Here is a 23673-nt window from a genome sequence, read left to right on the forward strand (position 1 = left end):
ATTTCCTCTATTTGTATATTAATTTATTTAATCATTTTAATTCTTCCCTATTATAAATAAATTTATACAAATAGATTATATTTTTTCATATACTGTTTTTTTCTAACATATATAACGCAGAGAAACATAGAAAGCAATTTCAATTTATGAAGAATGTCTGAAATTTATACGATTTGAATAAATCTGTACTTGAACTTTTATTTTTTTCACGTAAAACTAAGTTAAGATGTACTTACCCTAACTTTTAACTTAAATTACTCTTAACTGCATTCTTAATTATCTCTATTTCTTCATCTGTAAAATTAAAAATTTTATATAAATAGTCCTCACTTCTATTCTCATCCATAGTAGGAATGCACAACTTCATAAGATTATTAGGATAATATTCATACAAGTTTTCTCCTAATTTTTTTCCAAAAGTTTTAAAATAGAATTCATAAATTTCACTATTAAGAACATATAAAAGATATTCATATGTAAATGGTGCGCTTTCTTTAAGAATCAATGCATAAACGTCCGCACTAAAAAAACTTCCCTTGTCTAAAGCAAAACGATTGTTTTCTGATTTGTATGGTAAAACAATTTTTGTCCCTTGAAATATATCTTTATTTCTTCCCCATTGTAACTCATACCATTTTCTGATACCATTTTTACACTCTCTCCTATTAAGAAGCTTTTCTTTATATTCACTTATGTGCCTAATTGAATTACAGTATTCATCTTCATTTTCAATGCCATCTGAATAAATTAAATACTTATCCTTTTGAACCACTCCATATTTACTAATATAACTGCTCTTTATCCATGGTCTTAAAAGATCAGTTTCAATATTTTCTAGTCTTACCGTTTCACTGTCAACAATAAATGCCTTGTCGCAGCCAGTTATAATTCCTTGAAAGCTATCACATATATTTGACAAACTAGTAAAACTATTTTTTTCGATTTTGTTTATTATGTCCCTTTCCCTTTGGTTTCTGAGTATCCAACCATTATTGTTTAAAAGATTTTTCTTAATATAAAAACTGTTGTATTCTTTTCCCTGTTCCATAAATAGGGATTTATAGAAATCATATTTATTTTTTCCTTTAGTAACCTTTGGTTTTATTACTTCTATTTCTTTGTCAACGTTTTGCTCATTTTTTAAAAAGATTATAACTGGGTCTATTCCTGCACCTTTAAAAGGTCTTATACCATAAAAATCCACTATTTTTTCAATAGAACACAACTCTTTTAAAATTTTTCTAAGTACCTCCCCGCTTGGAGATTCAAGAAAATATCTTGAGGTTATGAATGAAAGTTTGCCACCTTTTACCAAATTGAGGAGTGATTTTTGAAAAAAGCAGTATGAAATATCACCTTTGTCCTTATATATTTCTTTATACATATTTTTTAGTTTAACACTGTAATCCCTATCCACTGATTTATGTCCCACATATGGTGGATTACTTATATATATATCAAATTTATTTTCAAGCGTCTCTATAAGAAAATCTTTTTTAATAAAATTGCATGAATTTACGTGATCACTTATAACATATAGATCAATCTGCAAAATTTTTAATGCATTCTCATCTATATCAAATCCATATAAATTATTATTAATAATGTGAGCAGAAATATCTTTTTTTATTAAATTAATATTATTTTCCAAATTTATTTTTTCTAAATTTTCGTTATATATTTTATATAGAATCCCAAAACATGAAATTAACATATTTCCTGAACCGCAGGCAGGATCTACTATTTTAATAAATGGATTTTTAATTATGTCTTCTTTAGTCACTGTATTTTTTATAATATAATCAGCTATCTCACACGGAGTATAAACTACTCCATTTTCTTTATTTAATTTAACAAGCTCATAATAAAAAATAGAAAATAATTCATCCTGTGCCATTTTCATTTTATTTTTATAGCTTTCAATACCTATTTTTTTATAGATACCATCTATTGGTGCCAATATTAAGTTATATATTTCGTCAATTTGTTCCATAAAACTGTCTATCATTTCAAAAAACCCCATCGTATATTTATAGAAACTATGTACAAAATATTATAGACTATAATAACAGTTTATACAACTTTATAGAATTTTATTGGGAAGGAGACATCACATATGAAAAAATTAATAATCCCTTTAAGTATAGTTTTAGCATTAACTTCAACTGGATATTGTAACGGAAATGAACTTCCTCATTTAGGCTTTCCTAAAAGCTCTTACTCATTTTATAATAGCACCGATATAAATACTAAAGAGCATAGCTGGTATTTTCTTCCTGAAAAAGATGAAGTTCCTTCCAGAGCTGAGACCAGTAGCATAGAACTATTAAAGAAATATAATGGTTATTATTTAGGTGATACAAAACATAAGTATATATATCTTACCTTTGATGAAGGTTATGAAAATGGATACACTGGCAAGATGTTAGATGTATTGAAATCAAATAATGTAAAGGCCGCTTTTTTTGTCACTGTACCCTATATAAAATCTAATGCTGCTTTAGTAAAACGTATGGCTTCTGAAGGTAATTTAGTCTGTAATCATTCAAACACACACCCATCTATGGCTAAAATAACTGATGAGAAAAAATTTGCCTTAGAACTTAAATCCACTGAAGAAGCCTATAAGGAAGCTACAGGTTATGAAATGAGCAAGTTTTTCAGGCCACCTATGGGAAAATACAGTGAACTTTCCTTGCATTACACTGATAAACTTGGTTATAAAACTGTATTTTGGAGTCTAGCTTACAGAGATTGGCTAAAAGATGATCAGCCTAATCCTGAAAGAGCAAAAAATTTACTTCTTAAAAGAACACATCCAGGTGGCATATATCTTTTGCATGCAGTTTCAAAGACAAATGCAGTAATACTTGATTCATTAATCAAGGAATGGAAATCAAAAGGTTATGAATTTAAGACACTTAATGACTTGCATTAATACTTGTGAAAATTTTTTAAGACTCCTCACTCTCTTGTAATAGTGTTAAAAAGATAATATAATTATTTTAATACTATTTTCATTGAATGAAGGGAGCACAAAATGATAAGAGATGCAACGGATAAAGATTTGATTGATATTTTGGATATATATAATGATGCAATATTAAATACAACTGCAATTTACGACTATAAGCCTCACACATTAGAAGAAAGGAAGGAATGGTATAAAAATAAAAAAGATGCTGGATATCCACTTTTAGTTTTCGAGGCGGACAATAAGGCTGTTGCATTTGCCACTTTTGGTCCTTTTAGATCATGGCCTGCCTATAAATACTCCATAGAACATTCCGTGTATGTCCATAAAGACTATAGAAAAAATGGCATTGGAGAAATGCTAACTAAGGAGCTAATTAAAATTGCCAGTGACATGGGCTATGCTATAATTGTTGCAGGCATAGATGCCGATAATAAGAAAAGTATAAAACTCCATGAAAAGTTAGGTTTTAAATGCTCAGGTACTATAACCAAGGCAGGCTATAAATTTGGTAAATGGCTTGACCTTACCTTTTTTCAGCTAGAATTAATTGGACCATCAAACCCTATAGAGGAATAAGTGTTTTGTTACAACTTGAAAGGTACAAGCTTGAAATGTTAAGTAAGTTAACTTGCTTATTAATTGAAGCTTGTACCTTATCATTTGTGACTCTATATGTCTTGGTATACCTTTTTCAAAATCATATTTTTTCTTTTCTCACTATGCATTAACAATTTAGTGGACGTGAATTTAAATTCATTTTTCAAATTTTCATCCTTAATCCCTGATAGGTTTATGCTTATGTTCAAAACTGCAGTTTCTATTACTGAGTGATTAAATATAGCAGCAACACCTGCATCTGACATTACATTTTTATTCCCATATTTACAAGCCACATCAATCATTTCATATAGTCGAGTTGCTTTTTTTGCAAGTTCCATTGGTACACTAGCTGCAAGCTTATAACCTTGTTGTATCTTTTCGCTTCTGGCTATTTTTTCTTCTTCAGTTACTTTAGACAGTTTGTAGGCTGCAATTATTTTCGAGAAAGCTTCAGCATCCTTGTCTATAAACGTAAGAAACTCTTCTTTTACATTTTTCACTTCATTAAGGCTCTCTAATATATGAGTTTTTGTCATTTCATCATATTCCTCAAAAATCTTTTTTCCTGTAGTAAGATTAAAAACCATAGCGGTAAGAGAAGCAGCTAGGGCCGCACTTAGAGCTGCTACCCCGCCTCCACCTGGTACTGGCTTTTCACTAGAAAGAACATCTGTGAACTCAGTTATAGTCATATTTTCAAACATTTTATGCACTCTCTTTCGTATAAGTCATTTTCAAAAAAATATCTAATCCATACACTCTAGCTTATTTTCATTAAAATATCTTATAATGTATTTCTATTAGATAATATTTTATCACAGGTACATATTTATTTAAAGTAAAAACCTATAAAAATTATAATTTTCATAGGTTTTTGCTTTAAACATATCATATATGGTAATTTACTTTTATTTACTTGTTGAACTATCAGTGTAGGCTTTTAAATCATATAATTGCTGAGATGAATTCATGCCTCCTTGCTCACTTGAAGTTTTAGTTTTTGAATCAGAACTACTTGCTTTGGTGGTTGTTGTATTAACAGTACCACTAGTTATATTACTACTTGTCTTACTAGCATCACTATATAAACTTGATGACACCAGTTTCCCAGTTTTTTTAACCCAAGTCATAATATCTGAGCTAGAAGTTCCTCCACCCATTCCGCCAGCCATTACATATCTTATTTCTCCACTTTTAACCATCTGTTTAAACTGGGCCAGAGTAACTATTTTATCACTCCCTAAAAATCCACCAAGAGACATTACAGGCTCTCCAGTGCTAATTATTATATCTGCTGCAGAACTTGATGAATTAACTACTAGTAGATATTTTTGACTAGCTGATTTATTTTTCTCAAGTAAACTTATAAGTTTTGTGCTACTGCTACTATCACTACTACCCATTCCACCACTTTGAGTTCCAGAAAGTAATTCTAGTCCAGCTGCTGGGAAAGAGCTGCTAAGTTTTGTAAATAGCACCGCAGATGAACCAACAAGTGGTGTTATTGTCATTCCAACTAATGCCAAGCTTATTAAAATTTTCCTAAGTTTTAGCGCTGGATCTATTCCTTGTTCCCCCTCTGTTTTCTTCCTAATATTTAACGCCCCAAGTATTATAGAAGATATTACACATAACAATGCTACTAAAACAATCAATACTTTGATTATATTTGAATAACTAATGAAATAATAAAGCATCAATAAATGTGTGGCTCCGGTTAACAATAATGCCACTGGTAATAGCCATGCTTTCCGTGTACCTTCTTTATATAATTCCCATAATGCTACAATTCCAATTCCGGCTAGTGCTGCTGTTGGTGGTGCAAGCATTGTTAAATAATATGAATGAAATGTTCCAGTGTTGAAACTAAAGTATAAAAATTCTGGTGAAAACCAAGCAAACCACATTACAATAGATTGTTTTCTCTTATTATTTAATAAAAATCTTAGTTTTTCCTTTATAAATACTGCAATAAATCCAAAAATCGCTAATGGAATAAACCAAACTATTTGATCCGAAAGTATGCTTTTCAAAAATAATCTTGTTAGTCCTGAGGTAATCTCCCCACCAAATGTACCTTGAAGTTGCGATGAACTACTGCCACTGCCACCTTGCATTCCATTTGGCATAGTACCACTGGGCTTTGGTACGCCACTTGGCATAGTGCCACTTGGCGCTGTGCCACCACCTTGCATTCCACTTGGAGCTTTGCCGCCACTTGGCATTCCACTTGGAGCTTTGCCACCACTTGGCATTCCGCTTGGCATAGTACCGCCACCGCCGCCGGCAGTTTTAGATGAACTACTTAATGAAAATCTTTCACTTCCATTATGTCCAACTATAAGCTCTGTAACTGTGTTGTTTGTACTGCTATCTACATATGGTCTACTTGATGCAGGTACTGCATCAACAATTAGTGCCCAAGAAAAAGAAACTCCTAGTAGAATCACTGTGCAAATAAGAAGATGTGCTATTCTCTTTTTTAAGGATATAGCATTTGAAAGCAAATATGTTAAGTACAAAGCTGGAATTACTAAATATGCTTCGGTCATCTTAACATTAAAGCCAAGTCCTACAAATACCATACTTAATATTAGATATTTAAGTTTACCTTTTTCTGCTGCAATTAAAAGTGCCCAGCAAGCAAGTAATAAAAATAATATAAGTATATTATCTATGGTATTATTTCTACTTACTGCCACAAAAACTGGTGTTATTGCAAGAAATAATGCTGAAAGAAGCCCTGCTACGCTGCCAAATGATTTTTTAACTAAATGATGTACTAATATAACGGAAATTACCCCCGCTAGTGCTGATGGTAAAAGTATACTTACACCACTAAAGCCAAATATTTTAGCTGAAATTGCTTGTAGCCAAAATCCTAAAGGTGGCTTATCTATTGTTACAAATCCTGCTGGATCAAAAGATACAAAGAATAAATTTTTCCAGCTTAAAGTCATACTTTTTACAGCTGCTGCATAATAAGCATTTCCATATCCCTCTATACTTAAATTTCCAAAATTTAATATTGCAGATAATACTACAATAATGCCTAGCGCAATATTGTTTTTTGTAAATTTTATTTTCTTCATTTTACCACTCTCCCAGTTTCTTACTCTAAATAATATATTAATTATTTTCTTACCCATTTATAAAGTATATCAACTGTTTATGGCACAAATATCAAATCATCATGTGAACTTTATGTGATTTATAAAGTTCACATAATGATTTGATGATACCTTACCTAATCACTAATGATAAAGTCTTTACTTTTTTTCAATGTTAGATCAATTCCCACTTTAGCAAGATAAGCAAAACCTAATACATTCAAAAGTGATGTTAATATTAATACAGGAGTATAACCAATTACATTTACTCCGCTAAGAACGTCCTGTGTATTAACATATATTGTTAAAGTAAACATTGCTGATAAAAATAACAATCTCCTATCCTTGGAATATATATAGGCTAAAATAGATATAGCAACTGCTGTAAACATATATCTTTCATGCATTCCTACTGAAAAATTAAATACTCCAACTATTTCAACTAATGTAGCTATAAAAATAGCTGATTTGTCCTTACCTTTGATATATATATATCCTGAGAAAATTGTAACTAATACTATTGCAATCATGCCCCAAGTATGATAATCAAAAATAAAAAAAGTTGAAAAATAATTAGTACGATTTGCTCCAATCAAGCTATAAAAGTTAAATGCATTATCTGAAGCATATGGATATTCAGATGCCTCGCTAATATACAACTTAAAAATCCACATAATACCTTGGGTCATAGAAAATGGAATTATTACTATAAGTCCAGTTATTATTCCTGTTATAACAGACTTCAAAATAGTTTTTATATCATTGCCTTTGATATATGCAAATAACAATATTGGTAAAAATATTATTCCTTGTGGTTTCATAAATACTGCTAAAGCAAAAAATATAGTTGAAAATATAATCTTATCTTCTGATAGGAAAAATAACGCCAGCATGATTAGTAATGTAAAAAACGAGTCAACCTGACCCCAAATTGTTGAATTAATTAGTATTGCAGGATTAAAAATATAAGCCGCTGCTAAAATAATACCAATTTCTTTTGAAACACGAGTTTTAGATGTTTTATAAATCAAATATCCGGATAAAACATCTGTTATTATAGATGGTAATTTAAGAAGCAAAGGATAATAGTTGCCAAGTATAGATATTTTAGAAATTTTACCGATTATATATAATACATATAAATATAAAGGTGGATAATCTACCGATGTTTTATTTTCATATACTTTTAGGAGATTACTCGATACAGTATTAGCCCAACCCCTAAATGTACTTATATCAAATGACTGTCCATCAATTATTAGGGCTGATGCTGTACGTAATAAAAAGCCTATTACTAATATTCCAATTATAAGCACATGGATATTTTCTTTGCTTATTTTGATTTTCTTGTATACTATCAATAATAATGCGCTTATAAATATAATAAAAAACATTACGGTATAAGCTATAAATGATGGCAAATATTTAGTACTAGAACTTGATGATGAATTCATGGTTCCCATCCCAGCTCCGGGTTGTCCACTTTGTTGTGGTATATTTCCTTTATTTGATGGTGCCTTATTAGTGTTAGGTGTTTTTGGCTTTTGTAAATTAGATGTGTCGCCCCTACTAGCTTGAATGCTACCAGGTGGTCCCTGCTGCTGTCCCATTGATTGTGTATTTGAATTTGAGGCACTGTTATAATTGTATATCATGTACACAGACAAGACTAATAGTATAGACGAAATAACTACTATAATTACTTTTACCATGTTTTTCTTCAAAATATTCATTTATGATTACCTCCTACTTACTTTGTTATTTCTTTGATGATGCCTTATTACTAATTATAAACATAAATTGTTGTTTTAATATGAAAGTTTCATGTGAATACTATGTGATGTGATGATAAAAAAGCTAGTATGAATTTAATAAGGATTCATACTAGCTTTTTATTATCATATCATAAGTTTTTCCACTATTTCAGTTGCTTTGAGATTTTTAGTTTTTTAACTAAGTACCTTTTCTTTTTTCCTACTATATGGAATATTCCAAGTATTTAAAAATACATGTTCATTCACATTTTTAATTGGATTATGTGGTTTCTCCTCTTGAATTTCACCTACTGGTGTAAGTGCTACCACTTTAAAATTAAAAGGTATTGATAGATATTGCCTTATCTTATCCTCATCAAAAGATGCTATCCAACAAGTACCATAACCTTCACTTGCCGCTGCCAATACAAAATGTTCCAATGCAATAGCACTATCCACTAGATAAAGAGGTTTACCATCTACATTTCCTGAATCCTCAGGTTCACCTACTACAATAGAAAGTATAGGGGCATCTTTTATAGCTTGCATTGCCTCATCTGAACTGTTTTTAATACACTCCGAAATTTTTTCTTTTTTATAGCTATCATCTACTATGATAAATTTATAGGAAGTTTTATTCTTCCATGAGGGTGCAAGCATTGCCGTATTTATTATTCTACCTAGTTTTTCTTCACAAATTTTGGTGTTTTTAAACTTTTTTACGCTTTTTCTCTTATTTATAACATCATAAAAATCCATATAATCACACTCCATTACTTTAATTATTTAAGAGTATTATGTGTAATTACTTTACAAATATTCTATTTCAAAAATGATTTTATGGCTTCCACATCAATTTCCTTTTTATTTGCCGTAAAACCATAAAATATATTTTTCAGCAGTGTAGATGGTTCATGCCTTATTATAATTCTTCCCATTGCTTCAATAAAAATATATATAGAAAATACTGATTTTTCAAAAGCATTCGCATTTCTTCTCATAAATATCACCCTATTTCTATTTAAAAAATAGTAGCTTAGTCCATCATACTTAGATATTGTAGATGAACCTTTGTGATATATTCTACTTCCATACACACATAAAAGTTTATATCCTGCCCTAGTTGCTTTTAAGCAAAACTCTGTTTCCTCGAAAAAAAGGAAATAATTTTCTGGAATGATACCAATGCTATTAAATACATTTTTTTTTGCTACAAAACACGCTCCTCCAAGGTAAGCAACTTCAGTATTCTCCGGTTTTATTTCATTGTATTTGGCTCCCTTAAACCTACCTTGAGTAAGTCCAGTATATAAGTTAATGTTTGCTCCCATAGCTTGTATTACATTTCTATCACTATATTTACAAATACAAGGTCCTGCAATTCCAACCTCTGGATCGCATTTCATAACATCAATTATTTTGCTTAAGAAGTCATATTCCACAACCACGTCATTGTTTAATACACATACATATTCAGCGCAATTATCCAATGCATACTTTATAGCAAGATTATTGCCATTTGCATAACCTATGTTCCTATCTGTACTTAGAATTTTATATCCTGGAAATTCAATTTTTAACTTTTTAAATGAATCGTCATTTGAGCAGTTATCCACCACCACAATTTCATAATTATCATAGTCTATACTCTTTAAACTTTGTAAACATTCCTTTGTATCTAGAAATGATTTAAAATTAAGTATTACAATAAAAACCTTTGGACTCGTCATATTAATTATTTCCTTTTAATTTATTTATTCTATATTCTAATTTTTTTACTATTGTATCCCAATTATATTCTTCCTTGCAGAGTTTTTCAGTCACCTGTGAAAATGTTTTGAGATTTTCACTGAGTATAAGTTTTGAAAGCCCCTCAGCTAAGGCCTTCTCATCACCTACATTAACAGTTATTCCGTTTTCCAATGCGGTGAGTTCCTCAGCTATACCAACTCTAGTTGATAGTATAACATCACCACAAGAAGCAGCTTCGATTAATGCAATTCCTACGCTTTCAAAACTGGAAGTTAAACAAAATATTTTAGCATTTTTATATTCCATGTATAGTTCTTCCCTATTATAAATAGGGCCTTTAAAAATCACATTGCCCTTGATACCTTTGTTTTTATTATAAAAATCATCTATTGTATTTTGAAAATTTTCCTCTACAGGTCCTATGAATACGACCTTCCAATGTGCTCTTACTTTTTCGTCCAAAGAGGCAAAAGCTTTTAAAAGTAAGTCTGAAACCTTTTCTGGACTCCCAATTCTACCAACGCTTAATATTGTATTCTCCCTAGTTGAAAAGTCTGATTTTTCATTAAAACATTTCATTTCATAATCTATACCATTAGGCACATTTAAAAGCTTTGAGCTATGTTTATTTAGTAATGCTTTAAGATTTTCATATATTTTTTTCTGTTCTACCCCTATAATATCTACCCTACTTAAAAAAAAGTTAAAAAATAGTCTTTCAATAAAACCCATAGCTTTTATTTTACCCAAAATTGCCTCTGTACAATCTAGTTTAAGGAATATAGTTCCTTTTTTATTAAACAGTTTATAAATAGCTGCATAGACAACAGAATTAAAGGTCATATGGAATATTTGAAGCACATCAATTTTTACTGCATTATTTCTAAGATATAAAAATACATTTAAAAAATGCCCATGCTTTTTATCTATAAATTCTTGTTTCAATCCCTTTACCTCATTATTTAAATATTCATATTCTCCATTGTTATATGATGCTACGAAAGCATCATATTCATAAAGTTTATGTAGCTTATATGCAATCATACCTACATCCTTTATGAGATGAACATTTTCTGCATTAGGGTATAACACACAATATCTCATTCTTGTAATCACCCCTTTCTAAGTAAAGATTTAATTTCACCCATAGTTATATACTTTGTAATAAAAATAAAGAGACAATACATAGCTGCGCTGATAACAATATTCATAATAATATTAATATTGTTGTATTTAAGCAAAAGAGTTATTGCCGCCATCAATAAACCAGGAAATAATGCTCTCACTATGTTTTTCATATTTGGTACTACTATTATCTCTTTTGTATATTGCTTCATCATAACAAAATTAATAATTTCAGATGCTAATGTTATTATAGCTGCAATGTTCATTCCATATTTAGGTGTCAATACTAAATTCAGTCCAAGATTTACTATGGCTGATACTGCCACTGCCTTTACATATTTTCTTTCTAAGTTAAAAGCATTTAAACCATAGCCATATAATTCTCTGAAAAAGAGAATCACAACATAAACTAATAATATAGAAAAAGAAATATATGCACTAACATATGTTTTATCATACAATAATATAATTAATTGTTTTGAAAGAATTATTCCTCCAAGTGCCACAGGTATTATGAATGCAGCTAATATTTTTGAAGTCTTATCCATAAGTTCACAAAGTTTTTCCTTAGAATTTTCATGAAAATAACTTATCATTACAGGAAAAATAGGAATGAATATCATGCCAACCACATTTATAAGAAAAAATATTATATTATATCCTGATGCATAAATTCCTGCCTCTGCACTTCCTCTAGAAAAATAAATCACAACTCTATCCACGTTTCCATTTATCATAGCTAGTAGTCCCGAAATTACAAATGGAAGTCCAAAATTTACATATCCCAGCATTGTTATTTTATTTAATCTTACCTTAACATTTAACCTCTCTTTAAAGAAATATCCATAGAACTGAAACATAACTCCTATTATCAGTGCTAAAGCCGTAAATAATGGTACATAATATAGTTGAGTTTTTTCCTTTAAGAATATGTATACTAACACAAATGGAACTCCACTCTTTAAAACATTATATACAGAATTATACTCCATCTTTTGTAAACCACTATATACCCAATCAATACTCATAGCCATTGGGAGTAACGTTAATCCATATAGTGCTAATAGTATTGCTAGCACACCATCATGATTAAATTTCCATATACAGAGTGCAACCACTGCGATTAATACAAAGCTAATAATAAAAAGAATAATTCTAAATAAAAGAATATCCCCAACTACGGTTTTTATTCGGTTTTTATCCTTTGCTATCTCACGAGTTCCATAAGTCTGTAATCCAAAAAGTACAAATAACGTAAAATAGGTTATTATGGATTGAACCGTCGTTAATTCACCAAAGGCTGTTTCACCCAATCGCTTACCACAAAAACTAGTTGTAAGAAATGCCAGAAATTGAGCTAAAATACTTGAACTAATTACAACTATAGCATTTTTTGCCACTTTATTCATCTGAATACCATCCTTAAATCCTTTTTAAAAGACTCGTACTTTTAAAGTACGAGTCTAAATATATTAGTTATGCATCAAGATCTGCAAGATACTCTTTTAATGCTTCTTTCCAATCTCTTGTAATATCACCTGTAGTTAATTCCAGCATATAATTTCTAAGCACAGAATATTTTGGTCTTTTTGCAGCGGTTGGGAATTCTTCAGAAGTACATGGAGTAACTTTAATATTTATGTTTCTAATTGCAAATATCTCTAAAGCAAAGTCATACCAAGAACAAACACCCTTACACGTACAATGGAACAAACCATAATTTTTTTCCCTAACAAGCTTAATAATAACTCTTGCCAGATCCACAGTGCTTGTTGGTGTACCAATTTGATCATTTACAACTTTAAGTTCATCATGGTCTTTACTAAGTTTTAACATTGTTTTTACAAAATTGCCACCATCACCATAAAGCCATGCGGTTCTGACTATGTAATGTTTTGGATTTAATGCTCTAACTAATTTTTCGCCTTCAAGTTTAGTACTTCCATAGACTGATTTTGGGTTTGGTTTATCAAACTCCGTAAGGTTTTTATCAACTTCCCCATCAAAAACATAATCTGTAGAAATTTGAACTATTTCTGCACCTATTGAAAATGCAGCGGACGCTAAATTCTTAGGTCCAATAGTATTTATTTTTGTAGCCAAATCTAGTTGTGATTCACATTTATCAACCTGAGTATGTGCCGCACAATTTATTATAACATCTGGTTTATTTTCACTTACATATTTGTTTACTGCTAATACATCTGTTATATCAAGATCCGTAACATCCGTTAGTAAAAGTTCCACATCTGTTTTACCATATTGTTTTTGAATCTCTCTTCCAAGCTGTCCGTTTGCTCCTGTTATTAAAATTTTCATTGTTATCAACTCCTAAATATATTATATACTATTTTTCTTTTTTACTGAAAGTAACTTTTAATAAAAATTTAGGGATAACCCCTAATCTTTTTATTCTAAATGGCTCCTTTGAAACTCTATATAACCATTCTAGTCCCATATTTATCATCCACCTTGGAGCTCTTTTAAGCTTTCCTGATATAACATCAAAACTGCCCCCAAGTCCCATATATATGCTAGCAGGCAAACTATTCATATACTGATTGATAAACCTTTCCTGTTTGGGAGATCCCATGGCTACAAACAACACATGGGGACTAGATTCTTTTATGTCGTTCAATATTTCTTCACAATTTTTAATATCAAAATAGCCATCATGACTGCCTACAATAATTAATCCACTATACTTCTTTTTCAAGTTTTCCATGCATTTATCTAGCATTTCCTGCTTTGCACCTAAAAAATATATTCCCTTTTTCTCATCCCTGCAGTATTTTACTATTGCTTCCATAACTTCAATACCTGCGATTTTCTCTTTTACTGGCGCCTTTGCTATTTTAGATGCTATAACAACTCCTATTCCATCTGGAATTATAACGGAGTTTTTTTCTGTGCAACCTTTAAAAAGTGAATTATCATTCATTCCATTGTACAATACTTCAGGATTTCCTGAAATTATATGAATTTTATTAAAACCTTTTATGTACTTAATAAATTCATTTTTACTCTCATTATATATATCATATTTTAATACTCTTGAAAACATATATTCCCCCTAGTATGTATTAGTACGCTCTCTATAAAGTAATGCATCAGCGCAGGCTAAAAATATCCAAAAATATGCTACCACTTCAGGAACGGTAAATAAACTTTCTAACAAATTCATAAAGAAAAATCCAATCATAGAGGCGAAAAATCCAATATAGAACAATTTTAGGTCTTTATCCTCTATATTTTTAATCACACTTTTAACCTTTATTATAGCACCTAATATTATCGCAATAAAAGAAATACCTCCAACTACTCCAAGTTCCGACTCAATCTTTAAATATGCGTTATGACTAGGATAATGGGAATAATTTAAATAGCGAAGATATTTGTATTTTGCCACATAGGTGTCATATAATTCTGTGAAATTTCCGTTTCCAACCCCAAGCAAAGGATGTTCTTGTATCATCTTTAATGCTGTTTTCCAAATATGTATTCTACCCGCATCTATTGAGCCCTTTCCAATTTGAAACAATCTAGTATTTACCATGGGAATAGCAAATGCAATTCCTACAATTCCACCTAGCCCTATTAAAAAATACCAACTATATATGACTGCTAATATTACAGCACCAACAGCTAAAGCTAAATATGAATTTCTAGAACCTGTAAAGCTTATATTACAAAGTGTCATTACAAATATTATAGTGAATATACTTTTTGAAATTATATTTTTCCCTTTTACTATCATCATAAGCACAGGAAAAGCTCCAATAAGCAAAAATGCAGCAAAAGTGTTTGGATTATCAAAAGTAGCATTGGTTCTTAAAATATTTGTGCCCGGAACAGCGTATCCAGATAAAAGTGCAAAACCTGTAATTTTTTGAAAAATACCATAAATATTTATCACTGTAAACGTGAATAAATAAGAATTTATAATCCCTTTCACCTGATTGTTATCCATATTATACTTTATTATAATATATAATAACACATAGGATAAAAATCTGGCACTTTCAGTTATAGCAATCATCCTATATGATGCATAGAAAATAGATATTACCATAATCCCCAAAAGTGCAAGCATTGAAATACCTAAAAAGTCTGTTGAAAAATCTTTCAAATTACCTATGAAACCTCGCCAGTTTTTCACTGCTGAAATGAAAAATATTAATATTAATAATGCTAATAAACTTATTCCAAATGGTGGTATTTCGTGAATTTTAGGAATTATATTAAGTTTTAAACCATTAGGTATAATTGGTATAAGTATAACATAAGCACATAATATGTAATAAATTAATTTATTTTTAATCCTCAAACTTATCACCTCTTAACAACTTATTTTTTTAGTACCTATTTCTGGCTATAGCACTTTTATTTGTGGCCATTTTTATGGTATCTAAGTATATTTTTTTGTTATCCATAATGGTTTTTGATGGTTTGAAAATCCGTAAAAAAGTTAGTCCTAACACTCTAAAACCAAGAGCAATAACTAAATTTATCCTCACCTGTAATTCCTTTGCCCTACCATAATTTTTTCTGTAGTATAATATCATGCTTCTGTATCTTTCATAAAAGGTCATAGCACTTAATTTTTCACTACTTTGTCCAATAAGATGAATTATCTGTGCATGAGGATAATAGACTCTACTCCAACCAGCAATAGAAGCCTTAAGACAATAATCTATCTCTTCATAATACATAAAATACCTTTCATCTAGCATTCCAATATCCTCAATAGTCTGCCTTCTTAATAATAACGCAGCACCAACTAATACTTGTACTTCTTCAGGTTCTTCTATACTTTGATAATTTTTCATATATTGCTCCACATCTTTTGATCCAAAGATTCCCCCAAATTTAACAAAGAAACTCTTAACCAAAGGAATTTTAAGTACATTTTTCAATTTATACATGTGATAAACTTCCCTCTTAAATGTAGGAAATCCCGAGATGGATGTTTGGTGAGTCAAATCTTTATTTAAAAGTTTTGGTCCAAGCATACCTATGTTTTCTTTTTCATCCATGTACCCTATCATTTTTTCCATGGCATCTTTCAAAATAATAGTATCACTATTAAGTAAAAATACATATCTTCCAACGCTTTTCTTTATACCTAAATTGTTTGCATATGCAAATCCTCCATTTACTTTACTCAAAATTAGCTTTACGTCTTTAAAGTCATTTTCAAGCATTTCAATGCTATCATCACTTGATGCGTTATCCACAACTATTATTTCAAAAGAAATGCCTTTAGTATTATCATATATGGATTCAATACAGGCTTTTATAAGATCCTTTGTATTGTAATTTACAATTATTATTGAAATGTCAATCATTTTTTCCTCCAATAAAGTCAAATTCTAACCTTTTGTTCCCACTCTACCATTTGGCACCAACTTGTTTTTTATTATAGCAACTATACCTAGAAGAACTATTCCTACATAAACTATCCAGTCAAATAAAAATATACTTTCACCTTTATTATACTTATTATAAAATATAATCATTGCCCTATAGAATTCATAGGTTGCTTTTGTTCCAAGTTTTTTACTACTTTGCCCTTTATAATGAATTATTGTGCCAACTGGACAATATCTCACAATATAGCCTTGTTTTTTTGTTCTCATACACCAATCCATCTCTTCTCCATACATAAAAAATGTCTCATCAAGCGGACCAATTTTATCAATTACTTCTCTTTTTATCATTAAAAAACATCCAGATACAGAGTCCACGTCTAAAAATTCATCTTCTGGCGCATTAGTCAGATTATACCTAGTTAAATTCTTGTTATTTTTGAATAATCTACTAATTCCAAAGAGTTTAAAAAAAGCATCCTTAGGCCTTGGTGCCATACGTCTGCATGCAAGTTGAAGGGTTCCATCTAGATTCAAAACTTTACAACCAACAACACCTAGTTTTTTGTCACCCATAAGACATTCATAAGTTTTACATATTACGTTTTCATTTATTAATGTGTCTGCATTGAGTAGTAAAACAGCAGTTCCTTTAGCTATTTTTATAGCCTGGTTATTGGCTGATGCAAATCCTTTATTATCTTTATTCTCAATAAGCGTAAAATTTGATTTATGTAAAAATTTTTCCTTTAGCATCTCACAGCTTCCATCAGAAGAATTGTTATCTACAATTATAATTTCATAATTTAATTCTTTTGTATTTTCATATACTGAATACAAACAATCTTTTAAAAGATCTTTTGCATTCCAATTTACTATTATTATACTTAAGTTTATCTCCACCATTACATACTCCTGTTTACTTGATTTTAATCACTATTTATATTAACATTTACAATTATAATAGTCAAACATTTATGCATTAAATTCTTTTGGGTGGAGAAATCATAATATTTAATGTTAATAAAAAGAGATCATAAATTATCTCTATAATCTCTTTTTATTAACATTTGTTCTTATAAAATTATTTCATTTTTGAATTTTATGTTTTTGAAATATTTTAATATTTTGTTATTTATATTATACAAACATATGGCTATTATACCAATGATTACACAAGTAATTATAAATACACAGAACACTTCACTAAGTGATAATATTTTAGGATTCTTTAACATAATTTTTCTTAATATAGGAAAACATAAATAAATTAAAATCATACATCCTAAAAACAACTCTCCTAGTATGTAATACTTAGGTATTACATACTAGCTATCCATCCATTCCCAAAAAACTTAAAGCAAAAGTCCATTTTGGTGCTGAATGTTGGATAGATTTATTAATGTAAAATATATCTGAGAATGCACACCCATAGGCTATATAAAACATTGGGTATATTTTTATAAATCTTTTTTTAAAATAGTCTATTAAAGAAAATTCTTGTTCATAAACATACATTAAAGTTAACTAAGCTTACTTTTAATTAGCTGAAAATGTTAAAATCGGTTAATATTTACGAACCGAAATTTGTGAAAATTTAAATTTTTAATATTCTTTCAATGTTACAACAATTTTAAGCCATAAAATCTAAGCAATAATTCAGATATAGAACATAGCAACGAAATAAACATGCTAATAGCATTATAACAAACGTCTTTATATAATACTTTGAGTTCTTAAATTTACTCTTTAGAATAATGAAGAACAGAAAACAAAAAACAAAATATTTTTTTTAAATGGTAATAATTTTATTGAACAAAACACTATTACCATCCAAAATATCAAATTCATAATTTTCCTGTGGACACCTGATAAGCTCTATAAAAATCAATAATGTTGCAAAGGCTAATGCAAACAATAAAAAAAAGTATTCAATTTTAATATGTACTTTATTCTTATCAAATTTTATCATACATTCCAACTCTTTCTTAAACAATTAATTTTTCTTGAATTTTTCAATTTCAAGTTTAATTATTCCAATTTCTTGTGATAGTATCTTTACCTTCTGTTGACTCTGTGAAACCGCTATACTCAAGGTGAAAATAATATTCAAAATTAAAAATAGTATTAACAAGAACAATGTATTTACAGGTCCTTTTATACCTATTAAATCTGATATATCATATAACAAATTAGGGAAAATGGAAAGCACTATAAATAAAATGCTTGTAATTATCCAAGTTAATGCATATTTATATTCTAATTTTTTTTTCTTTATCATACTTAATATAAAAATCAAAAATATAGTTGACCCAAATAACAGTACAATTTCAAGTTTTGTACTCATATTATCACCCCATTAATCAATATTGGCAGTAGAAATCAATATAGCCATAGTAACTTTAATCATATAATAGATGCTCTTAAAACTACTTATGGAAGATTTCCCACCATCCCTCTCATTCATCACAACAGCAACTTCTTTTATCTTATATTTCTTTTTTCTTAATAAAACCAAGGTTTCAGGTTCAGGATAGTCTTGGGGATAATACTCCACAAAATACTTTATTATATTTCTATCACAAGCTCTAAACCCAGATGTTGGATCGGTGATATTAAAGCCTGTTACAATCTTTATAAGCATAGTAAAATATTTGATTCCAACTCTTCGCATAAAAGTAGATTGAAATCCTTCTTTATCAATAAATCTAGATCCAATACAAAAATTGTTACCGTTTTTCACCTCTTCAACTATATCTTTAATATATTCCGGGTTATGCTGACCATCACCATCTACCTGAACAGCAATATCATAATGATTGTAATAGGCATATTTATACCCGGTCTGAACTGCTCCACCTATTCCAAGATTCACTGGAAGATCTATAACCATAACATTTTTTTCTCTACACTTCACGCTAGTATTATCCTTTGAGCAATCATTTACTACAAGAATATCATAATTATGATTTGTTAATCGAATTTTATCAATCAATTTTTCCAAATTCTTTTCTTCATTGTATGCCGGTATAATAACAAGTACCTTACTCAAATTATCACCTCCTATACATTTTTATTTTCCTAAGTTAATTACAATAACACCAACTAAAACAATTATTACTCCAACACCTTTAAACATAGTTATATTCTCTTTAAATACTAACACTGAAGCTATCAATATTAATATTTGGCTAAGTCCTGTGGTAATAGGCACAATATAACTTAAACTATTACCTTTTAGAATTTTAATCCAAAGCAAAAAGCTTATTATATAAAATAAGAAACCTAAAATCAAAATAACATTTATATCTATACTTAATACATTACTTTTTAAAACAATGCCTGTATTTTGTGAACCCATCTTAATAAAAACAAGTCCCGCTACTGTACAAATTAAATATATAATTATACTTATTGTCATATTTTTTTCTCCCTTAGCATATTATTTGCTAAATTTACTAATTTTATGTAATTTTTCTTTTTATCAAGATATTGATTAGCAAAAATTTTAGAATTATCCTTCATTTGTTTTAAAAGATTTCTATCCGAGTAGAGTGTCTCTATTTTTTCAGCCAACATTTTTACATCACCAGTTTTATAATAAAATCCCATTTTGTGTTTATCAATTAAATTTTGCAATTCTCCCTTTGAACTATTTATTATAGGAAGACCAGCTGTAAAATAATCACTAGTTTTATAACTTATAATTATAACGGGATTTTTTATTGCATTCATTGCTATATCGCACTTGCAGAGGTATGCTATTAGTTTAGCATATTCAATATATCCTGTAATGAAATAATTAACATTTAGGTTTTCTGCTAACCCTTTCAATTTATTTTCATATGGACCAGTACCTAAGAAAAGTATTTTTATGTTATTTATACCCTTTTGCTTCAATTTACTAACTGCTAGTACAATTGTATCTAAATCGTAGTTTTCCGCTAAACTACCCACATAACTAATCCAAAATTCATCTTCTCCCTTAAAAATTTCATCATCATATTTTTCTTGGCATTTTTCTGCGAATTGTAAATCTGAGCCTAGATAAACCATTTCATTAGGAATATTTTCCTTGGTTTCTTTAAGAGCTCGATTTAAATATGTATAATTATGAGATACAATTGCATCCGCACACCTATATGCTTTATTTGAAAGTAATTGCCATGGAAGAACCATTGTTTGTGATAATATCCTAGGTACGCTTGTTATTCCAATAAATGCTTCTGGCCATAAATCTATCACATCCACAATTAACGGAATATTATTTTTTTTACAGAATGATTTACATGCTAGTGTTGCTGTACTAAAAGGCATACTAACATAAATAACATTAGGATAATCTTCTTTTTTTAATTGAAATAAATATTTTTTAATATTTCTTGCGAATATAGCATGGCTTAATATTCTTTTTATTGAAATATTGCCTCTGTATCCCAATTCATGTATAAGTTTTATCTTATAGTCAAACAAAGTTTCATTTATATTTTCATGAAACTTTTTTCCATGATGATTGTAATCTGATGTTACTAATGTAGTTTCAAAGTCGTTGTTTGAAAATGTCCTTGCTACATAGCTTAAACGATCAAATCCGTTGTTTGTCTTTATATCTGCCCAGCTAGCAACAATAAAAATTTTATTCATATATTATCTTACCCCTTATATTAAGTTTAGTCTTAAATTCAATATTATTTTTTCACTTTAACCATTTACCTAATTTTCGAATTTTATTGATAAATAAGATTTTTATGCACATCACCACAATTTATATTATTATTTTATACAATATAAGTCAAGTTATAAATTTTATGATACGATTTTGTTATTTAATGCTTCTACAACTTTCAGCTATTAATATTGTTGATAAAGATAATAATGAGCATTGGGACATATATAAAAGTTAAAAATGTTGACATACGTTATGCATTTTGATACTATTATAAGGTTATTGTTGATTTTATTATTTTTCTCATAGCTTTACATATAATCATAAATTAGTTATACTCATCACCAAAAATTTTAGCATAGCCGATTAACTATTAGGAGTGTTTTTATGCAAAATCTTAGTATCAAAAAATCCTTAACCAAATTTGTTATAGTATTAGCAACTTTATTAATTTGTATTTTCATTGAGATATTTTTCTTTAACGCAAAATATTTCACTATACCCAAAGATGAAAGGGGTTTAATTCAAGTTAATAAAAATGATTTAATTTTACACAATATGAAGCTTGAAGGTGAAAAATTTGTTATTGTTGGTAGCAAACCATATTTTCAAATACCCGGTAATAAATATATCTCCTTTATAAAATTAAATCTTAGTCCATCAACGAATAATTTTGGTATATATTGGGCTAATTCAAAAACTGGTGTAGCAACCACAACTAATATAGGTTTGAAAAATTATGCATTTATAGCTGTAAACGCTAAAGTGAATAATGCTAAATTTTATATAAATGTGGACAAAGTAGTTAAATCCATATCCATTGATTCAGTTGTTATAGATAATAGGTTTACCTTTAATATAATTAGATTCTTGATTATTTTGTCTGTGTTAATTGTGGTCCTATTCTTTATATTCTTCAAACAATTGTCTAAACAAAAGCTTCATATTAATTTTCTTGTTTTAGTATTAACATTAGGTACTATAATTTCATTGTCAATACCACCATATTATGCTTATGACGAAAGAGAGCATTTTATAAAATCTTATCAAACCGCCTCATTTGATCCAGGTTTTTCCCATGGAAAGCCTATAAATTGGGTTTCTAATATTAATGTTTTTTTTAATTTTAATCATTATTATAACGTAGATAATTCGTATAAAGAGAGACTGGAATTCACCAAAACCTTTTTTACAAAAGACTATTCGTCAACTAAGAAGTTTTATACTTCAACTGCACAAACTTACTTATTTGTTCCATATATTCCATCTTCAATTGGTATCTTTCTAGGTAAGCTATTTAAACTGCCATTTATATTAACATTTTACCTTGGTAGATTTTTTTCACTGTTGATATACGCAATTTTAGGATCCTTAATAATTAAAAAAGTAAAGATTGCTAAAAGGTTGATTTTTATGATTCTACTGCTACCAGGTGTTGTGTTCACTGCTGTGTCCTATTCAGTGGACCCATTAACAAATATATTTGCTTTAGCAGCAGTTTCCATATTTATTAATATGTTATGTGCTGAGGATGGTTTCATTAATTATAAAATGATTTTAGGCTTTACAGCCTCCGTTGCCATTACAACAATGTGTAAAGTAACTTATGCACCACTATGCATTTTGATATTTGCTATACCTATTTCTAAATTCAAACATAATAAAAAAATACCTAATTTGCTTATGCGTTTGTCTACATTGATAATTACAGGTTTAATAGCCGCGATTACATATGCATTTGCATCAAGTAATAATATGAATCAATGGGCTATGCCAGGAGTTAACGTTCATGGTCAAATACTTTACATTGTCCACAATTTTCCTACGTTTATACATACTGTTTATAACTTTGTAGCAGGTTCCATTATGAGTTACTTTAGTTATCCCGCTACAGCATTAGCTTATTTTGGCTCCTTAGATCCTATCTGGTTCCTTACCATCTTAATTTCGCTATTTACAATAGCTATTACAGATAATGAATCTGATATTCTAAGTCTTAAAATATCTTCCAAAGTATTTATACTTTTATCTGTAGGCCTTAGTTGGGGACTAGTTATTAGTGCATTGTATTTAACATTTACACCAGTTGGAAGTGCAGATATTTTAGGTGTTCAAGGAAGATACTTTGCCCCTTTATTATTACCATTTTTCTTATTATTCAAAAATGATAAAATATTATATAAATTCAAAGAAGAAAATCTTAATTATATTATATCAATAGGATCTAGTTCACTATTACTTATGACTGCAATAAAAATTTTTTTACAATGTAATAATTAATCTGATAAACATTAGCATGAAAAAAGAAGCCATAATAAAT

Annotated in this window: 21 protein-coding genes; 3 read left to right on the forward strand and 18 right to left on the reverse strand. The window is 29.1% G+C overall.

Annotated elements, in window-relative coordinates; genetic code table 11:
* Nucleotides 1-244: 244 nt before the first annotated feature.
* The gene (locus BR66_RS0119475) at nt 245-2008 is read right to left on the reverse strand and encodes an Eco57I restriction-modification methylase domain-containing protein (protein WP_035796666.1); all 1764 of its coding nucleotides are present in this window, start codon (nt 2006-2008) and stop codon (nt 245-247) included.
* A 108-nt stretch (nt 2009-2116) separates the two neighbouring features.
* Between BR66_RS0119475 and pdaA the strand changes: the two genes are divergently transcribed.
* Entirely contained in the window at nt 2117-2938 is an 822-nt protein-coding gene (gene pdaA, locus BR66_RS0119480; RefSeq protein ID WP_026884408.1) for a delta-lactam-biosynthetic de-N-acetylase, read from the forward strand.
* 102 nt (nt 2939-3040) lie between these two features.
* Nucleotides 3041-3553 (forward strand): GNAT family N-acetyltransferase, encoded by a 513-nt coding sequence (locus BR66_RS0119485; protein WP_026884409.1) that lies wholly within the window; start codon nt 3041-3043, stop codon nt 3551-3553.
* A 92-nt stretch (nt 3554-3645) separates the two neighbouring features.
* Here BR66_RS0119485 and BR66_RS0119490 read toward each other — a convergent pair whose 3' ends face one another.
* From BR66_RS0119490 to BR66_RS0119580, 17 genes are all read right to left on the reverse strand, one after another.
* On the reverse strand, nt 3646-4281 hold the full coding sequence (locus BR66_RS0119490) for a cyclodeaminase/cyclohydrolase family protein (RefSeq protein WP_026884410.1): 636 nt from the start codon (nt 4279-4281) through the stop codon (nt 3646-3648).
* A gap of 204 nt (nt 4282-4485) precedes the next feature.
* Entirely contained in the window at nt 4486-6669 is a 2184-nt protein-coding gene (locus BR66_RS0119495) for a glycosyltransferase family 39 protein (RefSeq protein WP_026884411.1), read from the reverse strand.
* Between the two features lie 155 nt (nt 6670-6824).
* Nucleotides 6825-8420 carry a glycosyltransferase 87 family protein gene (locus BR66_RS0119500; protein ID WP_026884412.1) on the reverse strand — a complete coding sequence of 532 codons (1596 nt, stop codon included), beginning with the start codon at nt 8418-8420 and terminating at the stop codon, nt 6825-6827.
* 216 nt (nt 8421-8636) lie between these two features.
* A complete protein-coding gene (locus BR66_RS0119505) occupies nt 8637-9200 on the reverse strand; it encodes a nitroreductase family protein (RefSeq protein ID WP_026884413.1) in 564 nt (187 codons plus the stop codon).
* Nucleotides 9201-9262: 62 nt separating this feature from the next.
* On the reverse strand, nt 9263-10171 hold the full coding sequence (locus tag BR66_RS0119510; protein WP_035796670.1) for a glycosyltransferase family 2 protein: 909 nt from the start codon (nt 10169-10171) through the stop codon (nt 9263-9265).
* Nucleotide 10172: 1 nt separating this feature from the next.
* On the reverse strand, nt 10173-11297 hold the full coding sequence (locus BR66_RS0119515) for a glycosyltransferase family 4 protein (protein ID WP_026884415.1): 1125 nt from the start codon (nt 11295-11297) through the stop codon (nt 10173-10175).
* 8 nt (nt 11298-11305) lie between these two features.
* Nucleotides 11306-12727 carry a flippase gene (locus BR66_RS0119520; RefSeq protein WP_026884416.1) on the reverse strand — a complete coding sequence of 474 codons (1422 nt, stop codon included), beginning with the start codon at nt 12725-12727 and terminating at the stop codon, nt 11306-11308.
* 67 nt (nt 12728-12794) lie between these two features.
* Nucleotides 12795-13637, reverse strand: coding sequence for a dTDP-4-dehydrorhamnose reductase (rfbD, locus tag BR66_RS0119525; RefSeq protein ID WP_026884417.1), 843 nt, complete (start codon nt 13635-13637; stop codon nt 12795-12797).
* Nucleotides 13638-13665: 28 nt separating this feature from the next.
* Complete coding sequence (locus tag BR66_RS0119530; RefSeq protein WP_026884418.1) at nt 13666-14382, reverse strand: WecB/TagA/CpsF family glycosyltransferase; 717 nt, start codon at nt 14380-14382, stop codon at nt 13666-13668.
* A gap of 9 nt (nt 14383-14391) precedes the next feature.
* Entirely contained in the window at nt 14392-15645 is a 1254-nt protein-coding gene (locus BR66_RS0119535; protein WP_026884419.1) for an O-antigen ligase family protein, read from the reverse strand.
* Between the two features lie 28 nt (nt 15646-15673).
* Nucleotides 15674-16666, reverse strand: a complete 993-nt coding sequence (locus BR66_RS0119540; RefSeq protein ID WP_026884420.1) for a glycosyltransferase family 2 protein — start codon at nt 16664-16666, stop codon at nt 15674-15676.
* Nucleotides 16667-16690: 24 nt separating this feature from the next.
* Nucleotides 16691-17593 carry a glycosyltransferase family 2 protein gene (locus BR66_RS0119545; RefSeq protein WP_026884421.1) on the reverse strand — a complete coding sequence of 301 codons (903 nt, stop codon included), beginning with the start codon at nt 17591-17593 and terminating at the stop codon, nt 16691-16693.
* 886 nt (nt 17594-18479) lie between these two features.
* Complete coding sequence (locus BR66_RS0119560) at nt 18480-18659, reverse strand: hypothetical protein (protein ID WP_026884424.1); 180 nt, start codon at nt 18657-18659, stop codon at nt 18480-18482.
* A gap of 24 nt (nt 18660-18683) precedes the next feature.
* Complete coding sequence (locus BR66_RS0119565; protein ID WP_026884425.1) at nt 18684-19034, reverse strand: DUF2304 domain-containing protein; 351 nt, start codon at nt 19032-19034, stop codon at nt 18684-18686.
* A gap of 12 nt (nt 19035-19046) precedes the next feature.
* Nucleotides 19047-19739 carry a glycosyltransferase family 2 protein gene (locus BR66_RS0119570; RefSeq protein ID WP_026884426.1) on the reverse strand — a complete coding sequence of 231 codons (693 nt, stop codon included), beginning with the start codon at nt 19737-19739 and terminating at the stop codon, nt 19047-19049.
* A gap of 21 nt (nt 19740-19760) precedes the next feature.
* On the reverse strand, nt 19761-20108 hold the full coding sequence (locus tag BR66_RS0119575) for an EamA family transporter (RefSeq protein WP_026884427.1): 348 nt from the start codon (nt 20106-20108) through the stop codon (nt 19761-19763).
* Nucleotides 20105-21331 (reverse strand): glycosyltransferase family 4 protein, encoded by a 1227-nt coding sequence (locus BR66_RS0119580; RefSeq protein WP_026884428.1) that lies wholly within the window; start codon nt 21329-21331, stop codon nt 20105-20107. The genes BR66_RS0119575 and BR66_RS0119580 overlap by 4 nt, the downstream gene beginning before the upstream one ends.
* 409 nt (nt 21332-21740) lie before the next feature.
* On the opposite strand from BR66_RS0119580, the gene BR66_RS0119585 reads away from it, so the two are divergent.
* Nucleotides 21741-23633: a DUF2142 domain-containing protein gene (locus tag BR66_RS0119585; protein ID WP_026884429.1), complete on the forward strand. Its 1893-nt coding sequence runs from the start codon at nt 21741-21743 to the stop codon at nt 23631-23633.
* The last annotated feature ends 40 nt before the right edge of the window (nt 23634-23673 follow it).

This window comes from Clostridium akagii DSM 12554 (assembly GCF_000686725.1).
Classification (GTDB): domain Bacteria; phylum Bacillota; class Clostridia; order Clostridiales; family Clostridiaceae; genus Clostridium_I; species Clostridium_I akagii.